23 protein-coding genes, 2 tRNA genes and 1 rRNA gene are annotated in these 24,091 nt (G+C 25.8%); 6 read left to right on the top strand and 20 right to left on the bottom strand.

Features of this window, described 5'->3' with window-relative positions; translation table 4 throughout:
- Window positions 1-13 precede the first annotated feature (13 nt).
- The 15 genes from EXC47_RS02955 to def all read right to left on the bottom strand — a co-directional run bounded on the left by EXC47_RS02955 (window position 14) and on the right by def (window position 15,696).
- Window positions 14-90: transfer RNA gene (locus EXC47_RS02955), tRNA-Arg, on the bottom strand.
- Window positions 91-95: 5 nt separating this feature from the next.
- A tRNA-Cys gene (locus tag EXC47_RS02950) sits at window positions 96-170 on the bottom strand.
- 106 nt (window positions 171-276) lie between these two features.
- Window positions 277-1,266 carry an NAD(P)H-dependent glycerol-3-phosphate dehydrogenase gene (locus EXC47_RS02945; protein WP_318024573.1) on the bottom strand — a complete coding sequence of 330 codons (990 nt, stop codon included), beginning with the start codon at window positions 1,264-1,266 and terminating at the stop codon, window positions 277-279.
- On the bottom strand, window positions 1,266-2,048 hold the full coding sequence (rsmA, locus tag EXC47_RS02940; RefSeq protein WP_129646982.1) for a 16S rRNA (adenine(1518)-N(6)/adenine(1519)-N(6))-dimethyltransferase RsmA: 783 nt from the start codon (window positions 2,046-2,048) through the stop codon (window positions 1,266-1,268). The genes EXC47_RS02945 and rsmA overlap by 1 nt, the downstream gene beginning before the upstream one ends.
- A complete protein-coding gene (locus EXC47_RS02935) occupies window positions 2,029-2,802 on the bottom strand; it encodes a TatD family hydrolase (RefSeq protein ID WP_129646980.1) in 774 nt (257 codons plus the stop codon). The genes rsmA and EXC47_RS02935 overlap by 20 nt, the downstream gene beginning before the upstream one ends.
- Window positions 2,803-2,810: 8 nt before the next feature.
- Entirely contained in the window at window positions 2,811-4,151 is a 1,341-nt protein-coding gene (mnmE, locus tag EXC47_RS02930) for a tRNA uridine-5-carboxymethylaminomethyl(34) synthesis GTPase MnmE (RefSeq protein ID WP_129646978.1), read from the bottom strand.
- Between the two features lie 103 nt (window positions 4,152-4,254).
- On the bottom strand, window positions 4,255-5,259 hold the full coding sequence (gap, locus tag EXC47_RS02925) for a type I glyceraldehyde-3-phosphate dehydrogenase (protein WP_129646976.1): 1,005 nt from the start codon (window positions 5,257-5,259) through the stop codon (window positions 4,255-4,257).
- A 136-nt stretch (window positions 5,260-5,395) separates the two neighbouring features.
- A complete protein-coding gene (gene fmt / locus EXC47_RS02920; RefSeq protein WP_129646974.1) occupies window positions 5,396-6,232 on the bottom strand; it encodes a methionyl-tRNA formyltransferase in 837 nt (278 codons plus the stop codon).
- A gap of 75 nt (window positions 6,233-6,307) precedes the next feature.
- Window positions 6,308-7,360, bottom strand: coding sequence for a zinc-dependent alcohol dehydrogenase family protein (locus tag EXC47_RS02915; protein ID WP_223211710.1), 1,053 nt, complete (start codon window positions 7,358-7,360; stop codon window positions 6,308-6,310).
- Between the two features lie 152 nt (window positions 7,361-7,512).
- A complete protein-coding gene (locus EXC47_RS02910; RefSeq protein ID WP_129646972.1) occupies window positions 7,513-8,217 on the bottom strand; it encodes a ribonuclease HIII in 705 nt (234 codons plus the stop codon).
- Window positions 8,217-9,143 carry a Cof-type HAD-IIB family hydrolase gene (locus EXC47_RS02905; RefSeq protein WP_129646970.1) on the bottom strand — a complete coding sequence of 309 codons (927 nt, stop codon included), beginning with the start codon at window positions 9,141-9,143 and terminating at the stop codon, window positions 8,217-8,219. Before EXC47_RS02905 ends, EXC47_RS02910 begins: the two co-directional genes overlap by 1 nt.
- Before the next feature lie 141 nt (window positions 9,144-9,284).
- Window positions 9,285-11,876, bottom strand: coding sequence for a DNA topoisomerase IV subunit A (gene parC / locus EXC47_RS02900; protein ID WP_129646968.1), 2,592 nt, complete (start codon window positions 11,874-11,876; stop codon window positions 9,285-9,287).
- 13 nt (window positions 11,877-11,889) lie between these two features.
- Window positions 11,890-13,803 carry a DNA topoisomerase IV subunit B gene (parE, locus tag EXC47_RS02895; RefSeq protein ID WP_129646966.1) on the bottom strand — a complete coding sequence of 638 codons (1,914 nt, stop codon included), beginning with the start codon at window positions 13,801-13,803 and terminating at the stop codon, window positions 11,890-11,892.
- A 77-nt stretch (window positions 13,804-13,880) separates the two neighbouring features.
- Entirely contained in the window at window positions 13,881-15,140 is a 1,260-nt protein-coding gene (locus tag EXC47_RS02890) for a CvpA family protein (RefSeq protein WP_129646964.1), read from the bottom strand.
- A gap of 1 nt (window position 15,141) precedes the next feature.
- Window positions 15,142-15,696, bottom strand: coding sequence for a peptide deformylase (gene def / locus EXC47_RS02885; protein ID WP_129646962.1), 555 nt, complete (start codon window positions 15,694-15,696; stop codon window positions 15,142-15,144).
- A gap of 60 nt (window positions 15,697-15,756) precedes the next feature.
- Here def and rsmD point away from each other — a divergent pair, with 60 nt between their 5' ends.
- Window positions 15,757-16,305, top strand: a complete 549-nt coding sequence (rsmD, locus tag EXC47_RS02880; RefSeq protein ID WP_129646960.1) for a 16S rRNA (guanine(966)-N(2))-methyltransferase RsmD — start codon at window positions 15,757-15,759, stop codon at window positions 16,303-16,305.
- A gap of 41 nt (window positions 16,306-16,346) precedes the next feature.
- Here rsmD and EXC47_RS02875 read toward each other — a convergent pair whose 3' ends face one another.
- Window positions 16,347-17,327, bottom strand: a complete 981-nt coding sequence (locus EXC47_RS02875; RefSeq protein WP_129646958.1) for a hypothetical protein — start codon at window positions 17,325-17,327, stop codon at window positions 16,347-16,349.
- Window positions 17,328-17,426: 99 nt separating this feature from the next.
- Between EXC47_RS02875 and EXC47_RS02870 the strand changes: the two genes are divergently transcribed.
- On the top strand, window positions 17,427-18,398 hold the full coding sequence (locus EXC47_RS02870; RefSeq protein ID WP_165255955.1) for an endonuclease: 972 nt from the start codon (window positions 17,427-17,429) through the stop codon (window positions 18,396-18,398).
- Between the two features lie 75 nt (window positions 18,399-18,473).
- Here EXC47_RS02870 and EXC47_RS02865 read toward each other — a convergent pair whose 3' ends face one another.
- Window positions 18,474-18,959, bottom strand: coding sequence for a deoxycytidylate deaminase (locus EXC47_RS02865; protein ID WP_129646954.1), 486 nt, complete (start codon window positions 18,957-18,959; stop codon window positions 18,474-18,476).
- A gap of 143 nt (window positions 18,960-19,102) precedes the next feature.
- Here EXC47_RS02865 and EXC47_RS02860 point away from each other — a divergent pair, with 143 nt between their 5' ends.
- Window positions 19,103-20,080: a ribose-phosphate pyrophosphokinase gene (locus EXC47_RS02860; RefSeq protein ID WP_129646952.1), complete on the top strand. Its 978-nt coding sequence runs from the start codon at window positions 19,103-19,105 to the stop codon at window positions 20,078-20,080.
- Window positions 20,073-20,762 carry a 16S rRNA (guanine(527)-N(7))-methyltransferase RsmG gene (rsmG, locus tag EXC47_RS02855; RefSeq protein WP_223211709.1) on the top strand — a complete coding sequence of 230 codons (690 nt, stop codon included), beginning with the start codon at window positions 20,073-20,075 and terminating at the stop codon, window positions 20,760-20,762. Before EXC47_RS02860 ends, rsmG begins: the two co-directional genes overlap by 8 nt.
- On the opposite strand, the gene EXC47_RS02850 is transcribed toward rsmG, so the two are convergent.
- The 3 genes from EXC47_RS02850 to rrf form a co-directional block, all read right to left on the bottom strand.
- Complete coding sequence (locus EXC47_RS02850) at window positions 20,749-21,237, bottom strand: dihydrofolate reductase (protein ID WP_129646950.1); 489 nt, start codon at window positions 21,235-21,237, stop codon at window positions 20,749-20,751. The genes rsmG and EXC47_RS02850 overlap by 14 nt on opposite strands.
- 27 nt (window positions 21,238-21,264) lie before the next feature.
- Window positions 21,265-21,861, bottom strand: a complete 597-nt coding sequence (locus EXC47_RS02845) for a variable surface lipoprotein (protein ID WP_129646948.1) — start codon at window positions 21,859-21,861, stop codon at window positions 21,265-21,267.
- Window positions 21,862-21,929: 68 nt separating this feature from the next.
- Window positions 21,930-22,035, bottom strand: a 5S ribosomal RNA gene (rrf, locus tag EXC47_RS02840).
- A 462-nt stretch (window positions 22,036-22,497) separates the two neighbouring features.
- Between rrf and EXC47_RS02835 the strand changes: the two genes are divergently transcribed.
- Window positions 22,498-23,415, top strand: coding sequence for an SPFH domain-containing protein (locus tag EXC47_RS02835; protein WP_129646946.1), 918 nt, complete (start codon window positions 22,498-22,500; stop codon window positions 23,413-23,415).
- A gap of 52 nt (window positions 23,416-23,467) precedes the next feature.
- The gene (locus EXC47_RS02830) at window positions 23,468-23,995 is read left to right on the top strand and encodes a hypothetical protein (protein ID WP_129646944.1); all 528 of its coding nucleotides are present in this window, start codon (window positions 23,468-23,470) and stop codon (window positions 23,993-23,995) included.
- Window positions 23,996-24,091: the final 96 nt, after the last annotated feature.

The following is a 24,091-nucleotide window of genomic DNA, read 5'->3' as shown; positions in this document are numbered from 1 at the left end:
CATTCAGTATATATGGCGCGCCCGAGAGGAGTCGAACCCCTAACCTTCAGGGCCGTAACCTGACACTCTGTCCAGTTGAGCTACGGGCGCATAATTGGAGGCACCAACCGGACTCGAACCGGTAATCAGAGTTTTGCAGACTCGTGCCTTGGCCTTTTGGCTATGGTGCCATAATATAAATATTATATATAAAAACACCGAAATTGCATAAAAATTATACTATAATTAATCTCTTATTTTTAGAAAAATAAAAAAATAAGGATTGCCTTATTTAATTTAATAATTTTTAATAAAATCTAATAAATTTTCTAAACTTGTTTTTTCATTTAAAATTTCGACTATTTTTCTTAAAAAAGGAGCTTTTATTTTGCTATTTTCATTCAAAAATTCTAATAATATTTTTGAGTTAAAGTAGCCTTCAACTGTTTTTGAATTAGCCAATAATGCTTCTTTTATGCCTAAATCTGCAACACTAGCTCCAAATGAGTAATTTCTACTTTTATCATTTAAACAAGTTAATACTATGTCACCGAAACCACAAAATGATAAAATTGAATTTTCGTTTACATTTGGAAACATAGATTTATATATTTCATTGATATCATTTATTCCTATAGTTAATAAAGCTGCTTGTGGATTTTTTCCTGGATAAATTTTAGATGATATGCCCATTCCTATTGCTAAAATATTTTTTAATGCCGCAAATAACTCAAGTCCTTTATTATCATTTGCAACTACTCTAAAATATTGATTGCTAAACAACTCAGATATTTCTTTTAAATAAGTAATATTTTCACCAACTGCATTAACAATTGTTAACTTATTTTCAAACACTTCATCTGCAAATGAAGGTCCTATTAATGAACAAAAATTATTTATATTTTTACCAAAATAACTATAAAAAACCTCTGAAAAAAACTTTTTAGTTTCCTTGTCAATACCTTTTGATACATTTATTATATTTATTTTTCTTTCTTTAATAATTTCTCTTATCATTAAAGAAACCGATTTTATTGCACTTGATGGGATAGCTATAATTAAATATTCTGTATTTAATAAAGCTTCTTGTAAATCCAACGTTGCTCTAATATTATTTTTATTATTAAAATTAATATTAGAAAAATACTTTGAATTTACACCATTATTAATATCTTCAACTTCTTTTTTATCTATACCTCACATCAATATTTTATGATTATTTAAACTTAATGTCGTTGCTAACGCACTTGCAAAAGCACCTGTTCCAATAAAAGTAATATTACTCATTATTCCTCTTCTCTTAAACTATTATATAAACAAACTATTTTTTCAACATCTAATTCTTGTATTCTTGTGTTCTCGGATAAATTATTTTTTTGGAAAGCTTTTAGTACACTTTCTTTAGAAAATTTTTGTGTTAAAGATCAAATAAGTTTTTTTCTTCTTGCTAAAAAACATAATTTAAAAAATTCTTTTAAGGCTTCATAATTGTCATTTTCATTTTGTTTAAAGACTAAAGAAACTATTGCTGAATCTACTTTTGGGGCCGGAGTAAAATTATTTTTACCAATAAAAAATTCTTTTTTAACATCAGCAACATATTGAACTGTGACACTTAATTTTGAATATTCATTTGTATTTGTTTTTGCTATCAATCTATCAGCTACTTCATTTTGTACCATTAAAACAGCCCTTTTAAATAAAAATCTATAATCTATTATTTTAAAAATAATATCTGAAGTAATATAATAAGGTATATTTCCTACAATTTCATAGTTAGAATAATTACTTAAATCAGCTTTCAAAAAGTCTTGCATTATAAGTTCTTTACCATTAGAAAAAATATTTAATGATGTTAAATAATCAACCATATCCCTATCAATTTCGAATGCAACAAATTCTTGTGAAGTATTTATTATTTCTTTTGTAATAGCGCCCATTCCTGGTCCTATTTCAATTATTTTTTTGTTTTCAGGATTAATAACATTTATTATTTTTTTAATAACGTTATTATTATTAAGAAAATTCTGACCAAATTTTTTCTTTGCTTTAATGTTTTCTTGATACATCTAGTTTAAATAAAAATTTAGCGTTTTTTAAAACTTGGTCAGTAAATTTTTCAATAGGCATACTTTTAAGCCCTGCTATATAATTGGCAGTATATGCAACATAATTTGGATAATTTTTTAATCCTCTTTTTTGTGCGGGAGATAAATAAGGTGCATCTGTTTCTGTTAATATTCTTTCAACAGGCAATCATTTAATAACTTCAACTGTTTTTATTGCATTTTTATAAGTTGAAATTCCACTAATACTAAAATAGCACCCTAATTCATAAAATTTCTTAGCTCAGTCTAAATCACCACTAAAAGTATGAATCATAAATTTTACATCTTTATTATCTTTTATAATTTGATATAAGTCTTCATAAGAATCTCTCATATGAATTACGACAGGAATATTATTTTCTCTTGCGACTTGAATTTGAGATATAAAAGATTCTTTTTGTTTTTCTTTTGAAATAGTATTGTAGTAATAATCTAACCCTATTTCGCCTATAGCTACAACATTTTTTGTTAATTGTTTTCTTATTATATCGCCATCATTTTTTCCAGATGCATAATTAGGGTGAATACCAATAACTGGAAATGTATAATCAAAATGACTTGCAATATGTAATATTTCTTCGTTTTCTTCTTTTGTGCAACCTGTTATTAACATAGCTACTAATCCTTTTGAATGAGCTTTTTCTATAATATGAAAATTATCCTTATAATACATTTTTAATGGGTGTGTATGAGCATCAACATACTTAATTGACATATTTTTTCCTACTTTCCAAGACAAAAGTTTTTAAACATTTCATCTAATAATAATTCATTATCTGCTCTTCCCGAAATATCAGTAAGATGCGATCAAGCTTGCCTTAAATCTATAATAACTACATCATAATCGTAACCTGAATTAATTGCTAAAATCGAATCCTCAATTGATTTTTGCGCTTTTTTTATTAGAGAAAGTTGGCGTGAATTATTGACGAATTGCTCATTATTTAAGTCTTTATCAACAAAAATTGAAACTAGTTTTTCTTTTAAAATATCAATATCGTTATTTTTTGCACTAATATTAATTAATTCCGTATTTTTAATATCTTTAACAAGATCATTTTTATTTATAACAGGTATATAAATTTTATTCAACAATAAAGACTTTTCCTTTATTTCATCATCAAAATTATTATCTTTTTGTTTTGGATCAAACAAGTGTATTACTATATCTGCTTCATCTATTTGCTTCATTGATTTATCTATACCAATTTGCTCTATTTTACCCGTGGTTTTTCTAATTCCAGCTGTATCAATAAATTTAAATAAAAAACCTTTATATTGTCAACTTGCTTCAACTAAATCTCTTGTAGTTCCTGCAATATCGGTTACAATTGCTTTTTCTTCTTCTAAAAATGCATTCAATAAACTACTTTTTCCAACATTTGGTTTACCTAAAATTGCTACTTTTATGCCTTCAAATATTAATCTTGAATTTTCGCTTAATTCAATTGTTTTAATTAATTTATTATTTAAAAACAATAATTTATCAATTAACATTTCATTAAAAGGATTTTCAAAATCATATTCTGGGTAATCTATACTTACTTCCATTTCCCCAATTAAATAAGATAATTCTTTTTTAAGTTCATTAATAAATTTTGCTGTTTTTCCATCAAATTTTTTAATAGATAATTTGGTTTGTTGTAATGTTTGTGAGTGAATCAAATCATTAATAGCTTCTGCTTTTATTAAATCCATTTTTCCATTTAAAAAACTTCTTCTACTAAATTCACCAGGTTCTGCTAAACGAGCTCCATTTGCTAAAACTAATTCCAGTATTCTATTGGTAACTACTATTCCACCATGACAATTTATTTCAACCGTATCTTCTCCAGTGAAATTATTTTTTCCTATAAATCACATTACTAACACTTCGTCAACCAATTCATTATTGTTAAAATTGTCTATTATATTGCCATATGTTATTGATTGATTATTGCCGATTTTACCAGTGAAAATTTTTTTAACTATTTCAATACTTTCATTACCACTAATTCTAATTATTGAAATTGCTTGATTTATTTTTCCACCAGATGAAATTGCTGCTATTGTATCATTTATCATTATTTAATTTTACCAAATTAATTTATTAATTTGAATATTGCTTAATAAACTTAAAAAAATAAAAAAAGATATATCTTACAAATATATCTTTTTTTAAAAATAATTATAATTTTGCCATGTAAATTAATGTTCTTACTAATTGAGAAGTATAAGACATTTCATTATCGTATCATGCAAAAACTTTATAAATTTTTTGTCCGTTGTTTTCTTGAACTTTTGTTAATGTTGAATCGAAAATTGATCCATAATGTGAATTAACAACGTCTGAAGAAACAATTTCATCTGTTTCATATTTTAATGTTTCATTAGCTGATTTTTCAAAAGCTGCGTTAATTTCTTCTACTGTTGGATTTGATTTTAATTGAACTGATAAGTCAACAAATGAACCTGTAATTGTTGGAACACGTAATGCAAAACCATCAAGAACACCTTCAGCTTCAGGAATAACTAATCCAATTGCTTTTGCAGCACCTGTTGTAGATGGAACAATATTTTGAGCTGCTGCACGTGCACGACGTAAGTCACCTTTACGGTGTGGGCCATCTTGCAACATTTGGTCAGCTGTAAATGAGTGAACTGTTGTCATGTAACCGTTTTCAATACCAAAGTTATCCATTAAAACTTTAACAACTGGAGCTAAAGCATTTGTTGTACATGAAGCACCTGAAACAATAGTATCTTCTTTTGTTAAAGTATCGTGGTTAACGTTGTAAGCTATTGTTTTAACATCTTTACCAGTTGGAGCTGAAATTAAAACTTTTTTAGCGCCTGCTTGAAGGTGTTTACTTGCTAAATCTTTTTTAACAAAGAAACCTGTACATTCTAAAACAATATCAATGTTTAATTCACCTCATGGTAATAATGAAGGTTCTTTTTCTGAAAATACTTTGATTTCTTTTCCATCAACAACGATAGCATTTTCTTTAACTTCAATTTCGTTTGATAAAGGACCAAATGCTGTATCATATTTTAATAAGTGTGCTAACATAGCTGGGTCTGTTAAATCATTAACAGCAACAACTTCAACATCTTTGTTTTTTATTTCTAATAAGTGACGTAATGTCAAACGACCAATACGTCCAAAACCATTTATGGCAATTCTTTTCATATTTTTCTCCTTATAATTATAAGTAAATACTTTTTTTATAAAAAAGTACTTTATATACTAATTATATTAGCAAAAATATAATATTAATAATAATTAAAAAAATAGTTAAAAAAGCTGTGGTAATGTTTCTTTTTAACTATTTTATCTTTATTCTTTTTTTACTTTCAAACTGATATTCCAATGCATAAAGAGTTCCGTCTGCAAATTCAAGCTTTAAAGCGTTGTTTACTGGGGTTTTTGTAGCAAAAAATATTTTAACTCTTTTATTTTCGATTATAGTATACGCACCAGGATTCATTTCAAATGCTCTTATTATTCCAATAGCTTTATCAACTGTTAAACTTTTATTCAAAAAAGCATCTTCTTTTTTTAATTTTGGACTAAGTGTTACTAATTCCTCATTTTGCGGGTGTCTTTTTAAAATTCCATTATCAAGATCTTTTATTCATTTAACAATATTTTTGCTTGCTAAATCACTTAATTTATTAAACAATGTAGTTGCTGTATCGTTTTCCAAAATTTTATATTCTATAGTTGCAAATACATCTCCTGAATCCATTTTTTTAACCATTTCCATAAATGAAATACCGGTTAGTTTATCATTATTTAATAATGAATATTGAATTGGAGCTGCTCCTCTATATTTAGGTAATAATGAACCATGAATATTCAAATTCATTTTTTTTGCTATAGATAAAATAGAGTCTGGTATGAATTGACCAAACGCGGCTGTTATCAAATAATCATAATTTAATTCTTGTAATTCATTCTTTATATCACAAATTTTTTCCGGTTGAAAACACTTAATATTATATTTTTCCGCTAATAATTTAGTTGGTGTAGGAGTTAACGAATGGCCCCTTACAGAAGGTCTATCTGGCTGACTTACTATTCCTACAACTGTAAAATTTTTTATTATTTCTTCAAAAATTGGTACTGAAAAATTTGGTGTTCCTGCTAATAATATTTTCATTTTTTAATTATATTATTAATAAAATGAAAAATAAAAAATAAAATAGGAAAATATCCTATTTTATTTAAAACAATATTATTTTTCAGCATCAATTAAAAGTTTCATAGCTTTTGTATCAGCTGCGTTTAAGAATGTTTCATAAGCTTTCATCATATCACTTAAATTAAATTTATGTGTGATTAATTTTTCAACTGGTAATTTTCCTGTTGAAACACCGTTTATTAACATTGGTGTTGTGTTTGTATTAACTAAACCTGTTGTAATTGTAAGGTTTTTGATTCATAAGTTTTGAACATTAAAGTCAACTTTTTTACCATGAACACCAACAACAGCAATGTTACCACCTGGTTTAACGATTGTTTGACAAACGTCTCATGTTTGAGGAACACCAACAGCTTCAATAGCCACATCAACACCATCTTTTCCAACAATAGCTTGAACATCTTTTAATAAGTTTTCACTTGGAACTATTGTGTGAGTTGCTCCTAATTCTTTAGCCATTTTTAATCTGTTTTCATCTAGGTCAATAACAATAATATTAGCTGGTGAATATAATTGAGATGTTAATAACGCACCCATACCAACTGGACCAGCACCAACAATAGCGATTGAATCACCTGGTTTTACATTACCATATTTAACACCTATTTCATGACCTGTAGGTAATGCATCTGATAACATAACAGCAACATCATCTGAAATTGTTGCAGGATATTTGTATAAACTATTATCAGCAAAAGGCACTCTCACGTATTCTGCTTGTGTACCGTTTATCATGTAACCAAATTTTCAACCACCTTCTTCTTCACGGCAGTGTGAATATAATTGTTTACGACAGTTATCACATTTACCACATGGTGTGATACATGAGATTAAAACTTTGTCCCCAACTTTAACATTAGAAACACTATCTCCAACTGACTCAACAATACCAATCCCTTCATGGCCTAAAATACGACCTGAAGCTACTTCTGGATTTTTACCTTTAAAGATACCTAAATCTGTTCCACAAATTGTTGTTTTTGTAACTTTAACAATAGCATCTGTTGGTTTTAAAATAACTGGTTTGTCTACCATTTCAAGAGAAATGTTATGATCCCCGTGGTAAACTAATGCTTTCATTTTCATATAGAATTTACTCCTTAAACCTAAATATTTTTTTAGATTTCTCTTCTTTATTTGAGAAATACCATAAATAGTTTACCAATTAAATTTTAATTAAAAATTAAATTATTAAATATTTCCATATTTTTTCATAAAAAAAGTAGCAATCGCTACTATTATTTTTTTTTCATATCAAAAGATTGTTTCGAAGTATGTATTTTTATATTTTCGTCATTACCTACTGAATTAAAAAATTCTTCTGCAAATTCCTTTACATTATTTCCGGCACCAAATGGAAATTGTGTATTATATTTAATATTCATGTTTTTCATAAATTCTAAAAAGTCAGCTCTTGCTAAAATTGAAGCAATAGCTACACTTATATGTAAACTTTCTGCTTTATTCGCTAATAAAACATCAGAATTAAATTCTTTTAAATTAGCTCAATTATTTTTAAAAACAAAATCATTATAATACTTTAAAATAGAGTTTTTAGTGGAATATTGATCAATAAATATATAATCAACTTTTATTTCAGATAATTTACTAAAAGCCTTTAAGTGGGTAAACATTTTTAAATAATTTGCATTGTAATTTTTGTTTAATGAATTATAGCCATTTGGTGTTAAATGAAAAATAGAATATTTAACTAAATTACTTTCCTTTATTTTTTTTGCTAAAGAAAGTATTTTAGTGTCACTCAATTTTTTACTATCACCAATACCGCCAATTTTTTCTAATTCTTTTATATTTTCATACGGAACATAAACCGCAGCTGAACATAAAGGACCAAAATAGTCTCCAACACCAACTTCGTCAATGCCTATAATATTTTTATTTTTTAATTCTATAAAATCTGTTGTATATTCAATGAAACTCATTAATCTTCGTCTTCACCATTGTATTTTGCCATTTTTTCAGCATTAGCTCTAGCTTTTGCTATTTCTTTTTCAGGATTATCTAGAAATCTATTAATATATTCTCCAACCGCTCCATTTCTATTTGTTTTCTTAAGTCTAATTGTAGCGTGTTTTTTAACTGCATCTGATGCATTTCCAACAGCAACAGAAACGCCAGCTACTTTAAACATAGGAACATCGTTGAAACCATCACCAATAGCTATTGTGTGTTCTAATTTAACTCCATAGTATCTAGATAATAAAGATAGGGCTCTACCTTTGTTTACAGTAACATTTGTAATATCAAAAACTGGTGTTAAACCTTCTCCTTTTGATCAATATGAAAATTCTCCTAAGTCACCATATCTTGATCTTAAATATTTTCTAAGTTTTTCAACATCTGTTGTAGGCTTAACATCAAAAATTATTCCAGTTGGTCTTAATGGAACCTTATTTAAATTTAAACCAACAACAAATTTACTTGCTGAACTAAAACCAAAAACACCTTCTAATGCAGGGTCTCTATGTTGTAATTGAACTCAACCAGGTCCTTCAATAGCAATATTTGAAATTTCAGCTTCAACAATTGGGTCTCCAAGTATATATAGCATTTCATTAAGATTTAAATATTTTATATATGGTATAAAATTTTCATCTTTCGGGTGGTGAATTTGAGCACCATTATAATTTGAAACTACTGTATCTAGTTCTAAAGCTTCATAAATTGGTTTTGTGCTTCTTCATGGTCTACCAGTTATAGCACAAATAATATGACCTTCTCTTTGAGCTCTTTTTATAGCCTCAAAGGTTTTATCGTGTAATACACCAGTTGAACTTGATGCAAGTGTAGTACCATCTAAATCTAAAGCAAATAAAAATTTATCTTTTTTTGTTTGATTTTCATTCATTTTTTCACCTTTCTATTATTAAAATAGTAATTTTAGTATAAATTCAATATAAATATTTTAACAAATTTTTATCAATTCACCATAATAATAGTTATATGTGAATTTTGAAAATAATAAAAAAAGAAAAAAATAGACTATATGCTACTTTTTCTTATCTTTTACAAATTTAGCTAAGATTGCATCAATATCCATATCTAAGACATTAATTTCTTCTTGAGCTTTTTTTATTATTTCTTTTTCTTTAGTTGTGCTTTGTGAATACTCAATTTTATTTGATTTTATATTTCCAGATATTTTATTATTTATTATTGAAATTGATAAAATATCATTTTCTTTTATTTTAGAAAATCCTTCATCAATAGTGGTTATAGGATAATTTTTAATATTTTCCTCAACTAAGGAATAATTTTCATTATCTTTTTGAATAATCATCTTATCTAAATCTTTATTAAAAACAAAAGAATTATTAACAATAATTTGTTTAGTTTTTAATTGAGGAAAAATCGGCTTACCTAAATTTTTCTTTGAAACCTTATTTATAGTATTTACGTTAATTCTTTTAATTAAACTATTATTTGCTATAAGAGTTATTATTTCATCGTTTTCAACACAAGCAAAACTTACAAGTTCGTCGATTGGAGGCATATAACAAGATTTTGTGCCATTAGATTTTGTGCCATATATTTGCACATCATTTTCTGAATATAAATTAGCTAAACCTCTTTTTGTAATTAAAAGAACATCCTTTAATCCATTGGTTAATTCAGCGCCTATTAATTTATCATTTTCTCTTAATTTTATAGCTGTAAAAGTTTTATTCATTCTAGAAACTTTAAAATCTGAAAGTATAACTCTTTTACCTTGCCCTTCTTTTGAAAATAAAGTTACATAATTATTTACATTGAAATCATTCACATCGATAACAGAAACAATTTCTTCATTACTTAGCAATTCAACAAAATCGCTTAAATGAACACCGAAATCTTTTCATTTTGATTCACTTATTTTATATGTAGGAACTATACAATAATTACCAAAACTAGTAAAAATTAATAGATTATTTAATGTGTTAGTTTTATTATAGAATAAAATTTGATCTTCTTGTTTTAGAGCAAAATTTGATATATCATTTGATTCAAATACCTTTGTAGTAGTTCTTTTCAAATAACCGTTTTTAGTAACAGAAACAAAAACTTCTTCCTCTTTCACAAGATCTTCTAAATTAATTTGGCCTTTAAACTCTTCTTCATAAATAGTTGTTAATCTTGGGCGACCAAATTTTTTCTTTATCTCTTCAAAAACTGAAATTAAATATTTATTAAACTCTTCTTCATTATCTAATAGTAGTTTGCATCTTCTAATATTTTTTTCTAATTCTTCTTTTTCAATTAAAAATGCTTGTTTGTCAGTTTTACTTAACTTATATAATCTTAACTCAGCAATAGCAGTAGCTTGATTTAACGTAAAATCAAATGTGGAAATAAGATTACTTATAACACCTTGTTTTGAATTTTCACTTTCTCTTATAACTTTAATTACTTTATCAGTTATTTCGCTTACTTTTAAAAAACCTAATACTATTTCTAATCTTGCTTTAAATTTAACTAAATCAAAATTTATAGTTTTGATTTTTATATCTTTAACATGTTTTAAATATGCTTCTAATAACTGGTTTAAGTTTAAAACTTTGGGTGAATTATTTTCTATAACAACATTATTGTAGTTATAAAAGATTTTCATTTCTGTTTTCGCAAGTAAATAATTTAAAACTGCTTCTTTATTTGCATTTTTATCTAAGGTTATTAATATACTTATACCATTTCTATCAGATTGGTCTTTTACTTCTAAGAGACCATTTACATCATTTTTTGAAATTATTACATCTATATCATGCACTAATTTTGACTTTATGACACCATAAGGAATTTCATAAATTTCTATATAACTAAATTTATTATCATCATATTCTTTATACTTAGAAATTAGCGTTATTTTTCCTTTTCCTTTTTCAAAAGCTTCATAAATTCCAGATGTTCCGTAAATTGCTCCCCCTGTTGGGAAATCAGGTCCTTTTATTATTTTAAATAATTTAGAAAAAGGCGCATCAGGGTTTTTAATTTTTAAAATCGCTCCATCTAAAACTTCATTTAAATTATGTGGAGGCATATCAGTTGCAAATCCAGAAGCAATACCAACAGCACCATTAACTAGCAGGTTTGGTATAAGAGAAGGTAAAACAATAGGTTCTTTTTCTGAATCATCAAAATTTGGAGCAAATTTTACAGTTTGTTTGTTTATATCTCCAATAATATAGTCAGAAATTTCTGCCAATCTTGCTTCTGTATAACGCATTGCGGCTGCAGGATCATCATCAATTGAACCAACATTTCCATGCATATCTAATAATTTATACCCCATTTTTCAATCTTGTGCCATACGAACCATTGCATCATATATTGATGAATCACCATGTGGATGATATTTACCAATAACATCTCCAACAACACGAGCTGATTTTTTGTAAGGTTTATTATATTGCAAACCTAAATCAAACATTGAATATAAAATTCTTCTTTGAACAGGTTTTAAACCATCTCTAACATCTGGTAAAGCTCTTTGTTGAATAACATATTTAGAGTATTTGCTAAATCTATCACTCATTATGCTATCAATATTTTCTTTTATTATCTTTGAAAGTAAATTATCTAATTTATTTTGCTTATTTTTGTCCATAATTTACCTCTTTTTAAATTTCAAAATCATCTTCTAGATTAAAATCAACATTTTTGTTTATTCAATCTTTACGTGGTTCTGGATTATCGCCCATAAGTGTTGAAACTCTTCTTTCAGCAAGAGCTGCGTCTTCAATTTTTACTTGTATTAAAGTTCTTGTAATAGGGTTCATTGTAGTTTCTCATAACTGATCAGCATTCATTTCACCAAGACCTTTATAACGTTGAACTTCAGCACCTTTAAAACTTGAAGCAAGTAATTCTCTTAGTTCACTTTCATCTCAAGCGTATTTTATTTCTTTTTTACCTTTTGTTGATTGTAATTTATACAAAGGAGGAAGTGCAATATATATATTACCGTTTTCAACAAGTTTTCTCATATGTCTGAAGAAAAAAGTTAATAAAAGTATTTGAATATGTGCACCATCAGTATCCGCATCTGTCATGATTATAACTTTATTGTATTGAGCTTTTTTATAGTCAAAATCGTCGCCTATTCCTGCACCAATTGTATTAATTATTGTAGCTATTTCTTCATTTTTTAAAATATCCAATAACCTTGATTTTTCAGTATTTATTACCTTACCTCTAAGAGGTAAAATAGCTTGATATTTTCTATCTCTTCCTAATTTAGCGCTTCCACCAGCAGAATCCCCTTCTACTAAAAATAGCTCTTTTTCTTTTGGGTCCTTACTTTGTGCAGGAGTTAATTTCCCACTTAATATTTGCTTTTCTTTTAAAACATTCTTTGTTTGTCTTATTTCCGCTTTAGCTTTTCTAGCAGCTTCACGCGAATCAGCGGCTTTTTTAATTTTTTCTAATATTTTTTTTGCTAATTGTTTGTTTTCAATTATTCAAGTTTTAAAATATTTAGAAACTACCTCTTCTACTGCATTTTTTGCTTCGGGAGTTCCTAATTTGTCCTTTGTTTGACTTACAAATTCTAGATATTTTTCAGGTATTTTTAAGGATAAAACAAAAGTTAATCCTTCTCTAATATCATCACCTTCAAATGTGTTTTTTCCTTTTAATATTTTTTCATCAGCTGCAAATTCATTAAAAGTTTTAGTTAAAGCAGATTTTAAACCTGTTTCGTGTGTTCCACCATCTTTAGTTTTTACATTGTTTACAAATGATAAGAATGTTTCGCTATAAGAATCAGTGTATTGGAAACCGAATTCAACTTCTATGTCTTTTTTTGAATCTTTATATGAAAAAATATCACCAATTGAATTTTTAGAATCATTTATAAATTCAACAAATGCCTTCAAACCGTTTTCATGTATATATGTTTCTTCCTTGTTAGAATTTTCATCAATTAGCTTTATCGTTAAACCGCTAATTAAAAAACTGCTTTCGCGAAGTCTTTCAGAAATAGTTTCGAATGAAAATTTTGATTTTTTGAATATTTCATAATTAGGTCAAAATTTTACCTTTGTGCCTCTTTTATTAGTTGTACCTATTTCTTTAGTTTTTTGAATTATTTTATCTCCGTTTTCAAAAATAGTTTCATAAATTTTTTTATCTCTATAAACTGTTGCTTCTAACCTAGTACTAAGAGCATTAACAACTGAAGATCCCACACCGTGGAGGCCACCCGCTGTTTTATAGGCTCCTTCGCTAAATTTACCACCAGCATGTAATTCTGTAAAAACTAATTCTACAGCACTTTTACCACTTGGTGTTTTTCCAACAGGTATTCCTCTACCATTATCAGTTACAGATACTGAACCATCTTTATTTAAAGAAACCACTATTTCATTAGCAAAGCCAGCTAAAGCCTCGTCAATTGAGTTATCGACAATTTCTCAAACTAAATGATGTAAACCATTTACATCAGTACTTCCTATATACATACCAGGTCTTTTTCTAACAGCTTCAAGACCTTTTAATTGTTGTATACTACTTGCATCATACTTATTACTCATATTTATTATTATATTAATATTAATTATATTTTTTAAAAATTAAATAAAAATGCTGTTTTCTACAGCATCATTATTTTTTATACTTTTAATTGTACTTTAATTAAATCAGAAATTATTTTTGAAAGATAATATTTAACTCTTTGTTTTGTTGAACTAAATTGTTCTCTTTGTCCATTTTCATTAATTTTAGGTAATTCAATTTCTTCATAGCCACGATTTATTAATTTGTAAATAGAATTTAAAATTGACTCGACAACATCATTTTTAAAGTTTTCTGTAACATAAATTCCGTTTTCACCTGTTTCAACAACTATGTCATTGAAAGCTTCTGGGTACAATTTTGTTCCAGCTTCTACTTGTTTTTCTATTTCGCTAAATTGCTCAGATAAGTTTCCTTCAAACTTAATTGAAAAGACTGATAATGCATATTTAAATGTTTCAAGCATCAAATCATTTGTAAAGAATATATTTGATATTGAATTTATATCATCTAAATCAGCATATTTAGCTGATTTATAGCCTTTTTTGTTTAAATCAGCCTCTTTATTAAAGAAATATCCTAATTTCGGATTTGTAGTATTTAAAGGGTTTAAAGTTGTAAAATCTGAATCAAAACTATAGTTTTCCTGATCTAGTGTTAAAACAAAGTTATTTTTTTCTGATAATTTATTTGTAAATTTTTTAAACATTTCATTAATATCAATATTTTTATTTTTTAATTCAACATATGCATTAAAACCTTTTATAGCTGGAATCGTGAAATCAGTAGTTCCTCTAGCTTTGTTAAAACTTAATAATGAAACCATTTTAGAATTAAAAGTGTTATATCCATTATTCGTTGAATTTACAAAACCACCAGCATTTGCAACAAATATTGCTGTAGGTAACATAGAAACTAAACCTATAACACCTCCAACACTTTTTCTCATCATTCTTAAAGGTTTGCCTTTTTCTAATCCTTTTTTAATTATTGCTCTTAAAATAATTAATAATAAAAATGCAATCAAATTGAATAAAGTTATTGTAGCTAAAATTATATATGCATTAATTATGTAGTTTGGCGGAAATCATAAATCGTAATTTTTTATATCAAATTGGCTTAAAACATAAGAATTTATTCTTGGTTCAATTATTTTAATAAGAATTAAACCAATTATAATTCCAACTACGTTACTAATTGTTAGTGTTAATGAACCAAAAATACCGTTAAAAAATCCAATAATAAATCCGAAACCTAAAACTAAAATAAATAATATTATTGTAATTCATATTGTATTAGGGTTATTAAGAAAATTAATGTATGACTCTGAATAATTTCCTATATTAAATGTGTTCATATTAAATTTTCACCGAATTTGGGTGATCCTTTCATGGTTGTTTTTTATCTATATGATCAATAAATAATTTTCCATTTAAATGATCAATTTCGTGTTGTGCCACAATTGCAGGATATCCTACAAAATCAAATGTCATCTCTTTTTGGTTGAAATAAGAATAAGCTTTAAAAACAATTCTATTTTTTCTAAAAACAAAACCTTCTTGATTTTTTATATTGTCGCCCACACTTAAACAGCCTTCTCCTTCTTGAATAGCTATTTCTTGTTCGCTTGTTGCTATAATTTTTGGATTAATGAAAACATCTCTTACGTGCTGGTTTTTTGGACCAAAATCACTATTTATGTAAAACATGTTTTTTAAAACGCCGTATTGTACAGCAGCTACCCCTACACCTGGGCGGAACTTAGTCCCTGGTTTTTGACTATCATCAATATGATAAATCATTTTTTCTGCTAAATCAATGTCTTCTTGTGACAAAGGCAATGAAATATCTACTGATTTTTCTCTCAAAACCTTTTGGGGTAATTGTACTAATTTAACATCATATTTTTTCATATTATTTATATTTTATAACATTATAATAATATTGATTCAATTTAATTATGGAGCAAAATTATGATAAGAGTTATTTCTGGAAAATATAGGTCAAGAATTCTTTCTCAACCAAACACAACTAACACAAGACCTACCATGGATAGGGTTCGTGAAGCAATTTTTTCTTCAATAAGACAAGATATAGAAAATAAAATAGTCTTAGATCTTTTTTCAGGTTCAGGTGCTTTTTCTATTGAAGCAATAAGCAATGGTGCAATGAAAGCAGTTTCAATTGAAAATAATAAAGAAGCTTTAAAAGTTATTAATGATAATATAAAAGCATTAAAAATAAATAATTTAGAAGTTCTAAATTTAGATGTTTTAATTTTTCTAAAACGATATACCGGTAGGGTTTTTGATTATATTTTTTTAGATCCTCCTTATAAAGAATATGAAACATTAAATTCTTCTCTTGAATTAATTGTAAATAATAATTTTTTAAATAATTTCGGAAAAATAATATTGGAAACAGATAACCCAGAAGAAATAAAAATTCCAAATGAGCTTGTTTTGAATAAAATAAAAAAATATGGAAAAGTTTATGTTTTATTTATTCATAAAAATATTTAATTAAAATTAAAAGCATTATAAAAAAGCACGTTTGTGCTTTTTTATCTTACTAATTCATCAACTTTATTTATTAATGAAACAAGCATTAAAGAATGAGCTAAAACAACTCTTACTAAATCTGGTGTTTTTGAAACATCAAATAATTTATTGCTTGTTCTAATTCAAATATTTTCTTTTTCTTGATATGAATCGAATACAAAACCATATTGTTTTGTTTCTAATTGGTTTATTTCTATAAACTCATTTAAATCTTTTATTTTATTTTCATCAATATTTGTAACATCTACAGCTTTTAAAGAAAATTTTGAAGAAACAATTGTATTTAACAAGTAACCGTCAGTTAACTTATTTTGTTGACCACCTAATATAATTTGTCTTTTGGCATTCTTTGGTGTTCCAAAAATAACAATTGCATTCTCGTTATCAAGCTTTTTGTTTACTTTTATTGATAGAGGATAAATAACAAATTTACTCTCAGTATCCTTGTCAGTTAAAATAATAGTTTTATTATCATTTAAATATATTTCTAAGTTATCTTGATTGTTAAACATTGCTTTTGCAGTTTCAACAACATTATAGCTTAAATGATTTTCTTCTGTTACTTCAAAGTTTAAATTAAAATCTTCGAAAATTGATGGCAATATTTCATTCAAATCAACGTTCTTAAATAAACTTTCTTTCATTACTGTTTTATGTTTAAAATACTTAGATAAAAAGAATGAACCAATTAAAACTCCTATAGAAGTAACTCCAAAAAAGATTCATGATAAAGGTCTATATCACTTAGGTAATGAATTTTCTGTTATTCCAACATAAATAATTGAAGTAGGTATTAAAAATAATAATCCTATTAAAACTAATATAAAACCCAATGAAAAAAGTATTATAAAAAGTTTTTTTGTTTTATTTAATTTAGGGTCAATTGAGTATTTTCCTTCTTTTTTTTCTTTTTCAGTTCTTTCTAATAAATATTTATTAATATCATCTATTTTTTTTAATGTGTTTTCTCTGTTAATTTTCATATTTTTCCTTATATTATTAATATTTTATAATATTTTGTTTTCTTTCATTTAAAATAAGAAATAGCTAGTGCAAAAAATATTTTAGTTTTTAGGAGCATGATGAAGAAATCATTTTTTATTAGTTTATCTACAATTAATCTTTTAACACCTATGTTTATTATTTCTTGTAAACATACAGAAAAGGATTTGAAAAACATAGAAGAAGAACAAAATAAAAATAATTTTTCAAATTCAATAAATGAAATTAATTTTAATTTAGATAATTATATTTACGACGACTCAAATAAATATTATGAAGAATTAAATGGATTGAAAGGTGATGCTTTATTCACAGCATTATATAATTTGCAAAGAAAACATATAAGCGGAATTGGTAATTATGGAGATTTATATAAAATTTACGAAACAGCTTTTATTGATAAGTATTTCGAAAAAAATGGAACAATTTTAGATATTTATTCTGAGGTGGAAAATGGAAAAGATCCTTATGAATATCCAGTTGGTTATTATGATGGAATGGGTTCAAAAGGTAAACTTAAAACAGGCAAAAAAGAAGGAACAGTTTATAACCGCGAGCACATGATACCACAATCAAAATTTAATAAAGTAAATCCTACTAGAAATGATGCTCATTTTGTTTGACCTTCTGACAAGTGAGTAAATGAAAAAAGAGGCAATTTACCTCACTTCAATGTAGGACAAGACGGAAAATTAACTTTAAACGGCACTAAAATCAATAAAAAATATGCTGAACCTATTAATCTTTTTAAAGGTGATACTGCAAGAGCTTACTTTTACTTTCAAGCAACACATAAAAATGCTAATTGACCAGAGGTATTTAAAAAAACATACCCATATTTTACAGATAAATTTTTAAAAGGATATATTGAGTGATCAATTTTAGACAAGGTTGATATTATAGAAATAGAAAGAAATAATGAAATAGCAAAAGCTCAAAAAGGTCTAAGAAATCCTTTTATTGATTATCCTGATTTAATTAGTTTAATTTGAGGAAATTCAGAAAAAACTTTTAAAAACAAAGGTATATTAATTGGTATAAAAAACGCTTAATAAACATATATATTAATATCAAAAAAGAAGCAAAAATTTTGCTTCTTTTTTTAAAATCTTATATTTTTAAAGAAATTAATCTTTAAAAACGTGCTCTCCAACACTTACTTCTACATTTGTCGGTATTTCTAATTTTCTTGTTTCTATTCCTGATTCACTTAAAATTGTTCTAGCGATTAAAGCATCTTCTGTATCATGATATTTATCGTCTTCATAAATAACAGTTTTTATACCTGATTGAGCAATTGTTTTTGCACAATTAGAACAAGGATAAAGTGAAGTGTAAATTATACAATCTTCAAAATTTTGATTTGTATTTAATATAGCATTCATCTCCGCATGAACTACATATGCATATTTTGTTTCAATTGCATCACCACTTCTTCCTCAAGGGAATAAATCATTCCCTTTAGGCATTCCATTATATCCTAATGATATAACTCTTTTTTTACCGTTTATGATACAAGCACCAACTTTTGTAGAAGGATCTTTTGATCTCATGGCTGAAACTTTTGCTAAAGCCATAAAATATCCATCTCAATATAATGATTCATTTTTCATATATTTATTTTATATTATTTTTTTAATGTTTTACCAAAAACGCATTTTTTAGGTGCTTTTTTGAAGTTTTAAAGGTGCAAATTCATTTACTAATTAAAATATTTTATATAATAATATAAATAAATAATTTTGAGAAGGTAAAAATGAATAAAGAAAATATTATGCTTTTTGGAATGCCTAATTCTGAAAGATTAACAAAAGATATTTCGAAGCAACTTAATATTCCTGTGTCAACACTTAAGGTAACTAAATTTGCTGATGGTGAAATTATGCCTGTTAGTGATTTTGCAGTTAGAGGAAAAGATGTTTATATAGTGGCTAGTACATCTAGACCAGTTAATGACAATATAATAGAACTATTATTGTTTATTGATAGTCTTAAAAGAGCAAGTGCCAAGTCAATAACAGTAGCATTAACTTATTATGGATATGCAAGACAAGATAGAAAAGCAAGCGGTAGACAACCTATTGGTGCAAAACTAATGGCTGATCTTTTACAAAAGGCTGGTGTAAATAAAATTATTGCCGTTGATTTACATAATGTTGCAATTCAAGGTTTTTTTGATATACCAATAGATGATTTAAAAGGACAATTTACTTTAGCTAAAGCCATAAAAAATGTTCATGAAAAATTTACAGTTGTTTCTCCAGATCACGGTGGAACCGTTAGAGCACGTGCTTTAGCAGAATTAATTTCTGAATCAGTTAAAATTTGTATTATTGATAAGCGTAGAATTGGTACTAATCAAACTGAAGTTATGGGGCTTATTGGTGATATAGAAGGTGAAAATGCAGTAATTATTGATGATATTATTGATACAGGTGGAACAATAATAAAGGCAGCAGAAACTTTAGTTAAAAACGGCGCAAAAAAAGTTGTAATAGCAGCAACTCATGGTATATTTACAAAAGGATTTGAAATTTTTGAAAACCATCCAAACATTGAAAAAGTTATTGTAACTGATTCTATTGATAATTCAGAATGAACAAAAAAATATAAAAAGTTAGAAATTGTTAGTTTATCACCATTATTAGCGGGGGTTATAAAATGTTCAATAAGTGGTGATTCGATTTCTAATTTATATAGCAAATTTGCAAAGGAAATAAAAAAACTTGGCTAATATAGATTATTTTTTAAAAAAATATTCATTGCAGCTTGACAAATTAAAAAAATATGCAAGTATGATACATGAACAAAATATGGTAATGAATATTTCTGGTTTTAAAACAGAGCAAGAAATTTTTGAACAAGGTATAATAGCTTCTTTATTAACATTTGAATTTGCTCAAAATAGCTTAAAAAAAGAATTTATAGGAAAAAAAATACTTGATATAGGTGCTGGTGCAGGTTTTCCTAGCGTTCCATTATTAATAGCTCTTGATAATTCCTTTGAACTAACTATTATTGAAAGCATTTCTAAAAGATGTTTATTTTTAGAAAAAGTAAAAAAAGAATTTAATTTAAACTTAAAAATAATTAATTCAAGAGCAGAAGAAGTTATTGATCTTAAAGAATATTTTGATTTTATAACCGCTAGAGCTTTAAGCAGCACTAAAAATATTTATTTAATGTCTAACCATTTATTAAAACAAAATGGGGAATGAATTCTTCCTAAAGGCAGAAGTTTTTTAGAAGAAGTTCAAGAATTTAAAGATAAATTTTTAAAAGAAGCGAATAATATTAATTTTTATCCATATTTTGATTTTACTCAAAATGAAAATTCTTTTCTTGTAACTGTTAGCAAACCAAAACCAACACCAAGAGGTTGGCCGTGATCTTGAACAAAAATTAAAAATTATTAGATAGATTTTCTATCTTTTTTTTATATATTTGAACTTGAAATTTTTCAAATTCATTTGTTTCAATTAAATAAAAATTTGATAAATCAAAATTAATATATGTATCCCCTTTATATTTATTTTTTATTCTTGAAAAAATTATAAAATCAACATGTTTATAGTATCTTTCATAAATAAATTTACCTCCTGCTATATATAAATCCTTTAATTTATTTTTAAAAGAAAATACATATTTGTCTAAATCATCTAAATTATTTATAATTTTATTTGCTTTAATTGTTTTATCTGTTGAATACACACAAATATATCTGTTCTGTAGATTTTTTGGTAAATTTACATAAGTGTTATGACCCATCAAAATATTTTTATTAATTGTTTCAGACTTAAAAAACAATAATTCTTCATTTATTTTTCAAGGAAGTTTATTATTATATCCTATTAAATTATTTTCATCGGCAGCAATTATTAGTTTCAACATTGTTTAATTAAAAAATGCCCTATGGCATTATTTTTGATTTAAAGTTTCCATAGTGATTTTATAATCACTTATTATTTTTGATAATAAAATAGCTGTTCCGTGTCCGTATCTAACAGAATCTTCTCCATAAGTTAATGCATACTCATTATCTTTAATATCACCGGCTATGTATAAAAATGGAACATTTTCTGGTGTTCTTCCTTGAGCAAATTTTTCATCCATTATCTTAACTGAATCAAACTCTAAAATTTTTGCAACTAATTCCCTTATATTTAAGCTTTCAATATTTGGGATTTCAAATTCATTATTTTGTTGTTTATTATTTTCACCACCTAATTCAGGATTTGGTGATTCTGTCTCTGTTTTATTAACTGGCTCTGAAGGGTTTTTAGGTTCTTCAGTTTTAGTTACAGGAGGCTCTGTATTAGGATTTGGTGACTCTGTCTCTGTTTTATTAACTGGCTCTGAAGGGTTTTTAGGTTCTTCAGTTTTGTTTGTTGAAGGATTAGCTGATGTGCTAGGGTCTGAAGGTGAATTAACATTTTGTTTTTCATTACAACTAGCTGAAACAATTGGTAATAATGATAAACAAGAAATTGTACCTAAAAGAATTTTTTTATTCATAATTACTCCTTATAAAAATATTTATTTTAAATAAATTATATATTTTATTTTTCATAAAAAAGAATAAAAAAAAGCGGCTCCCTATTCTCCCATCTCTGGTACCTTCGGCGTAAAAGGGCTTAACTACTGAGTTCGGAATGGATTCAGGTGATCCCCTTTGCTATGACCACTATTAATATAATACACTATATTTTAAAATCGTGAAATAAAAAAATATTTTTTTTAAAAATTAAATATTAGAAAAATCACACGCAAATAATAACTGTATTTTAATTAATATAATTCTAAACTAAAATTAGGCATTCTTTTTATTTTATATATAAAAAATGAAGAAAACAATAAAATTAAAATTTTTTCAGTTTCAGAATTAATAACCAAATATAAATAAAAAAGTTAATAAAATCTTATTTTTGAAAAATAATTTAGAAAAGATTTTTTTAATATTGTTCACGACAGTAAATTTATATTCTTCTTTAGTTTTTTAGAAGTTTATATGTTCTCTAAATCAAAAGAAGTTAAAATATTAAACTATTGCAAAAAAATACTTGAATGTACCAAGGATAATAATTAAATTTACTTTATAAAAATATCTTTAAAATTCGTATAATTTAATTACTAAAAAATAAGGAGAAAAAAATGAGCACAGGAATGATTATAATGACTGTTATACTTTCGCTTTTAGGTTTTTTATTAATAGTATTGCTTCTATCAGGTATAAGAATTGTTTCTCAATCAAATTTTGCTGTGGTTGAAAGATTAGGCAAATACTCGAGATCATTAAAAAATGGTTTAAACTTTATTATTCCCATTATTGAAAAAATAGTTTTAAAAGAAAACTATAAAGAAAAAGTTTTAGATTTTCCAGAACAAGATGTTATAACAAAAGATAATGCTGGAATTAAAGTAGATACTGTTGTTTATTTAACCATTGTTGATCCAAAATTATTTGCTTATGGCGCCGAAAACCCTATGAAAGCAATTGAAAATTTATCAGCTACAACATTAAGAAATTTACTTGGTGAATTAGAACTTGATGAAACACTTACTTCTAGAGACACTATAAATTCAAAATTAACTTTAATTTTAGATGAAGCTTCTGATTCATGAGGTATTAAAGTTCATAGAGTTGAAATAAAAAACATTATACCGCCATTTGATATTCAAAATGCAATGGAAAAACAAATGAGAGCTGAAAGAGAAAAAAGAGCAAATATTCTTGAAGCAGAGGGTAAAAAGGCTGCTGCAATATTAATTGCTGAAGGTGAAAAAGAATCTGAAATATTAAAAGCTGAAGGTGAAAAAGAATCTTTAATTCTTAAAGCCCAAGCAGACAAAGAAGCTGAAATATTAAAAGCAGAAGGGCAAAAGAAGGGTATTATTCTTTTAACTGAAACCACTATAAACAAGGATATTTTAGTTTTAAAATCTATCGAACAATTAGGAAAATTAGCAGAAGGTAAGGCTACAAAAATTATAATTCCGCCTAATTTAAATAATATTGCTAGTCTAATGTCTACTGCTAGTGAACTATTAGATAAAAAAATAGAAAAATAGAGTGTTTTTTAAAAAAATCATTCTATTTTTCTATTTTTGTATAATTTTTATTATGAATTTTAATAATAAAAAACTTGTAAACACTAGTAATTCAATTATTTTTGACAATATTAAAAATGTTATATTTGAAAAAATAATAATTTTTTATAAAGAAAATGATTTAGTGTATTTTTTTAAAGCAAAAAAGCATACTAATAATGACAAAATGAATGAAGAAATATTACTAAATAATTATTTAATTAACGTTACCCAAATATACATAATTAATAACGATCATTTAAATAGTATATACCATAATGATTCACGCTTAATTTTAGAAAATAACGAAATAATAAAGGAAATGTTATATGAAAATATAAATAAAATTCCTGCTAATGTTACAATATCAAAAGTTTTTATAGAAGAAGGTGATTTAAAATACAATATTATGTTTAGCAATCCTAATCTTTTAATTAAAGAACAAAGAAGAAATATGCTTTTTGACGCAAGAACTACTTTTATAATTAATGATATTATTAATAATAGAAATAATAATTTTGAACTAGAAAATACAATAAAAATACTTAAAGAAAAAATATAATCTTTTATTAGAGATTAAGTTTCTTTAAGTATTTTTTGTAAACTTTATTAGGAATTTTTCATTTTTTTCCATTTTTTACAAAAATAAATATAAAAA

It is taken from the genome of Mycoplasmopsis maculosa, from assembly GCF_900660665.1.
GTDB lineage: Bacteria > Bacillota_I > Bacilli_A > Mycoplasmatales > Metamycoplasmataceae > Mycoplasmopsis > Mycoplasmopsis maculosa.
This window is presented reverse-complemented; position numbering and strand designations above follow the sequence as displayed.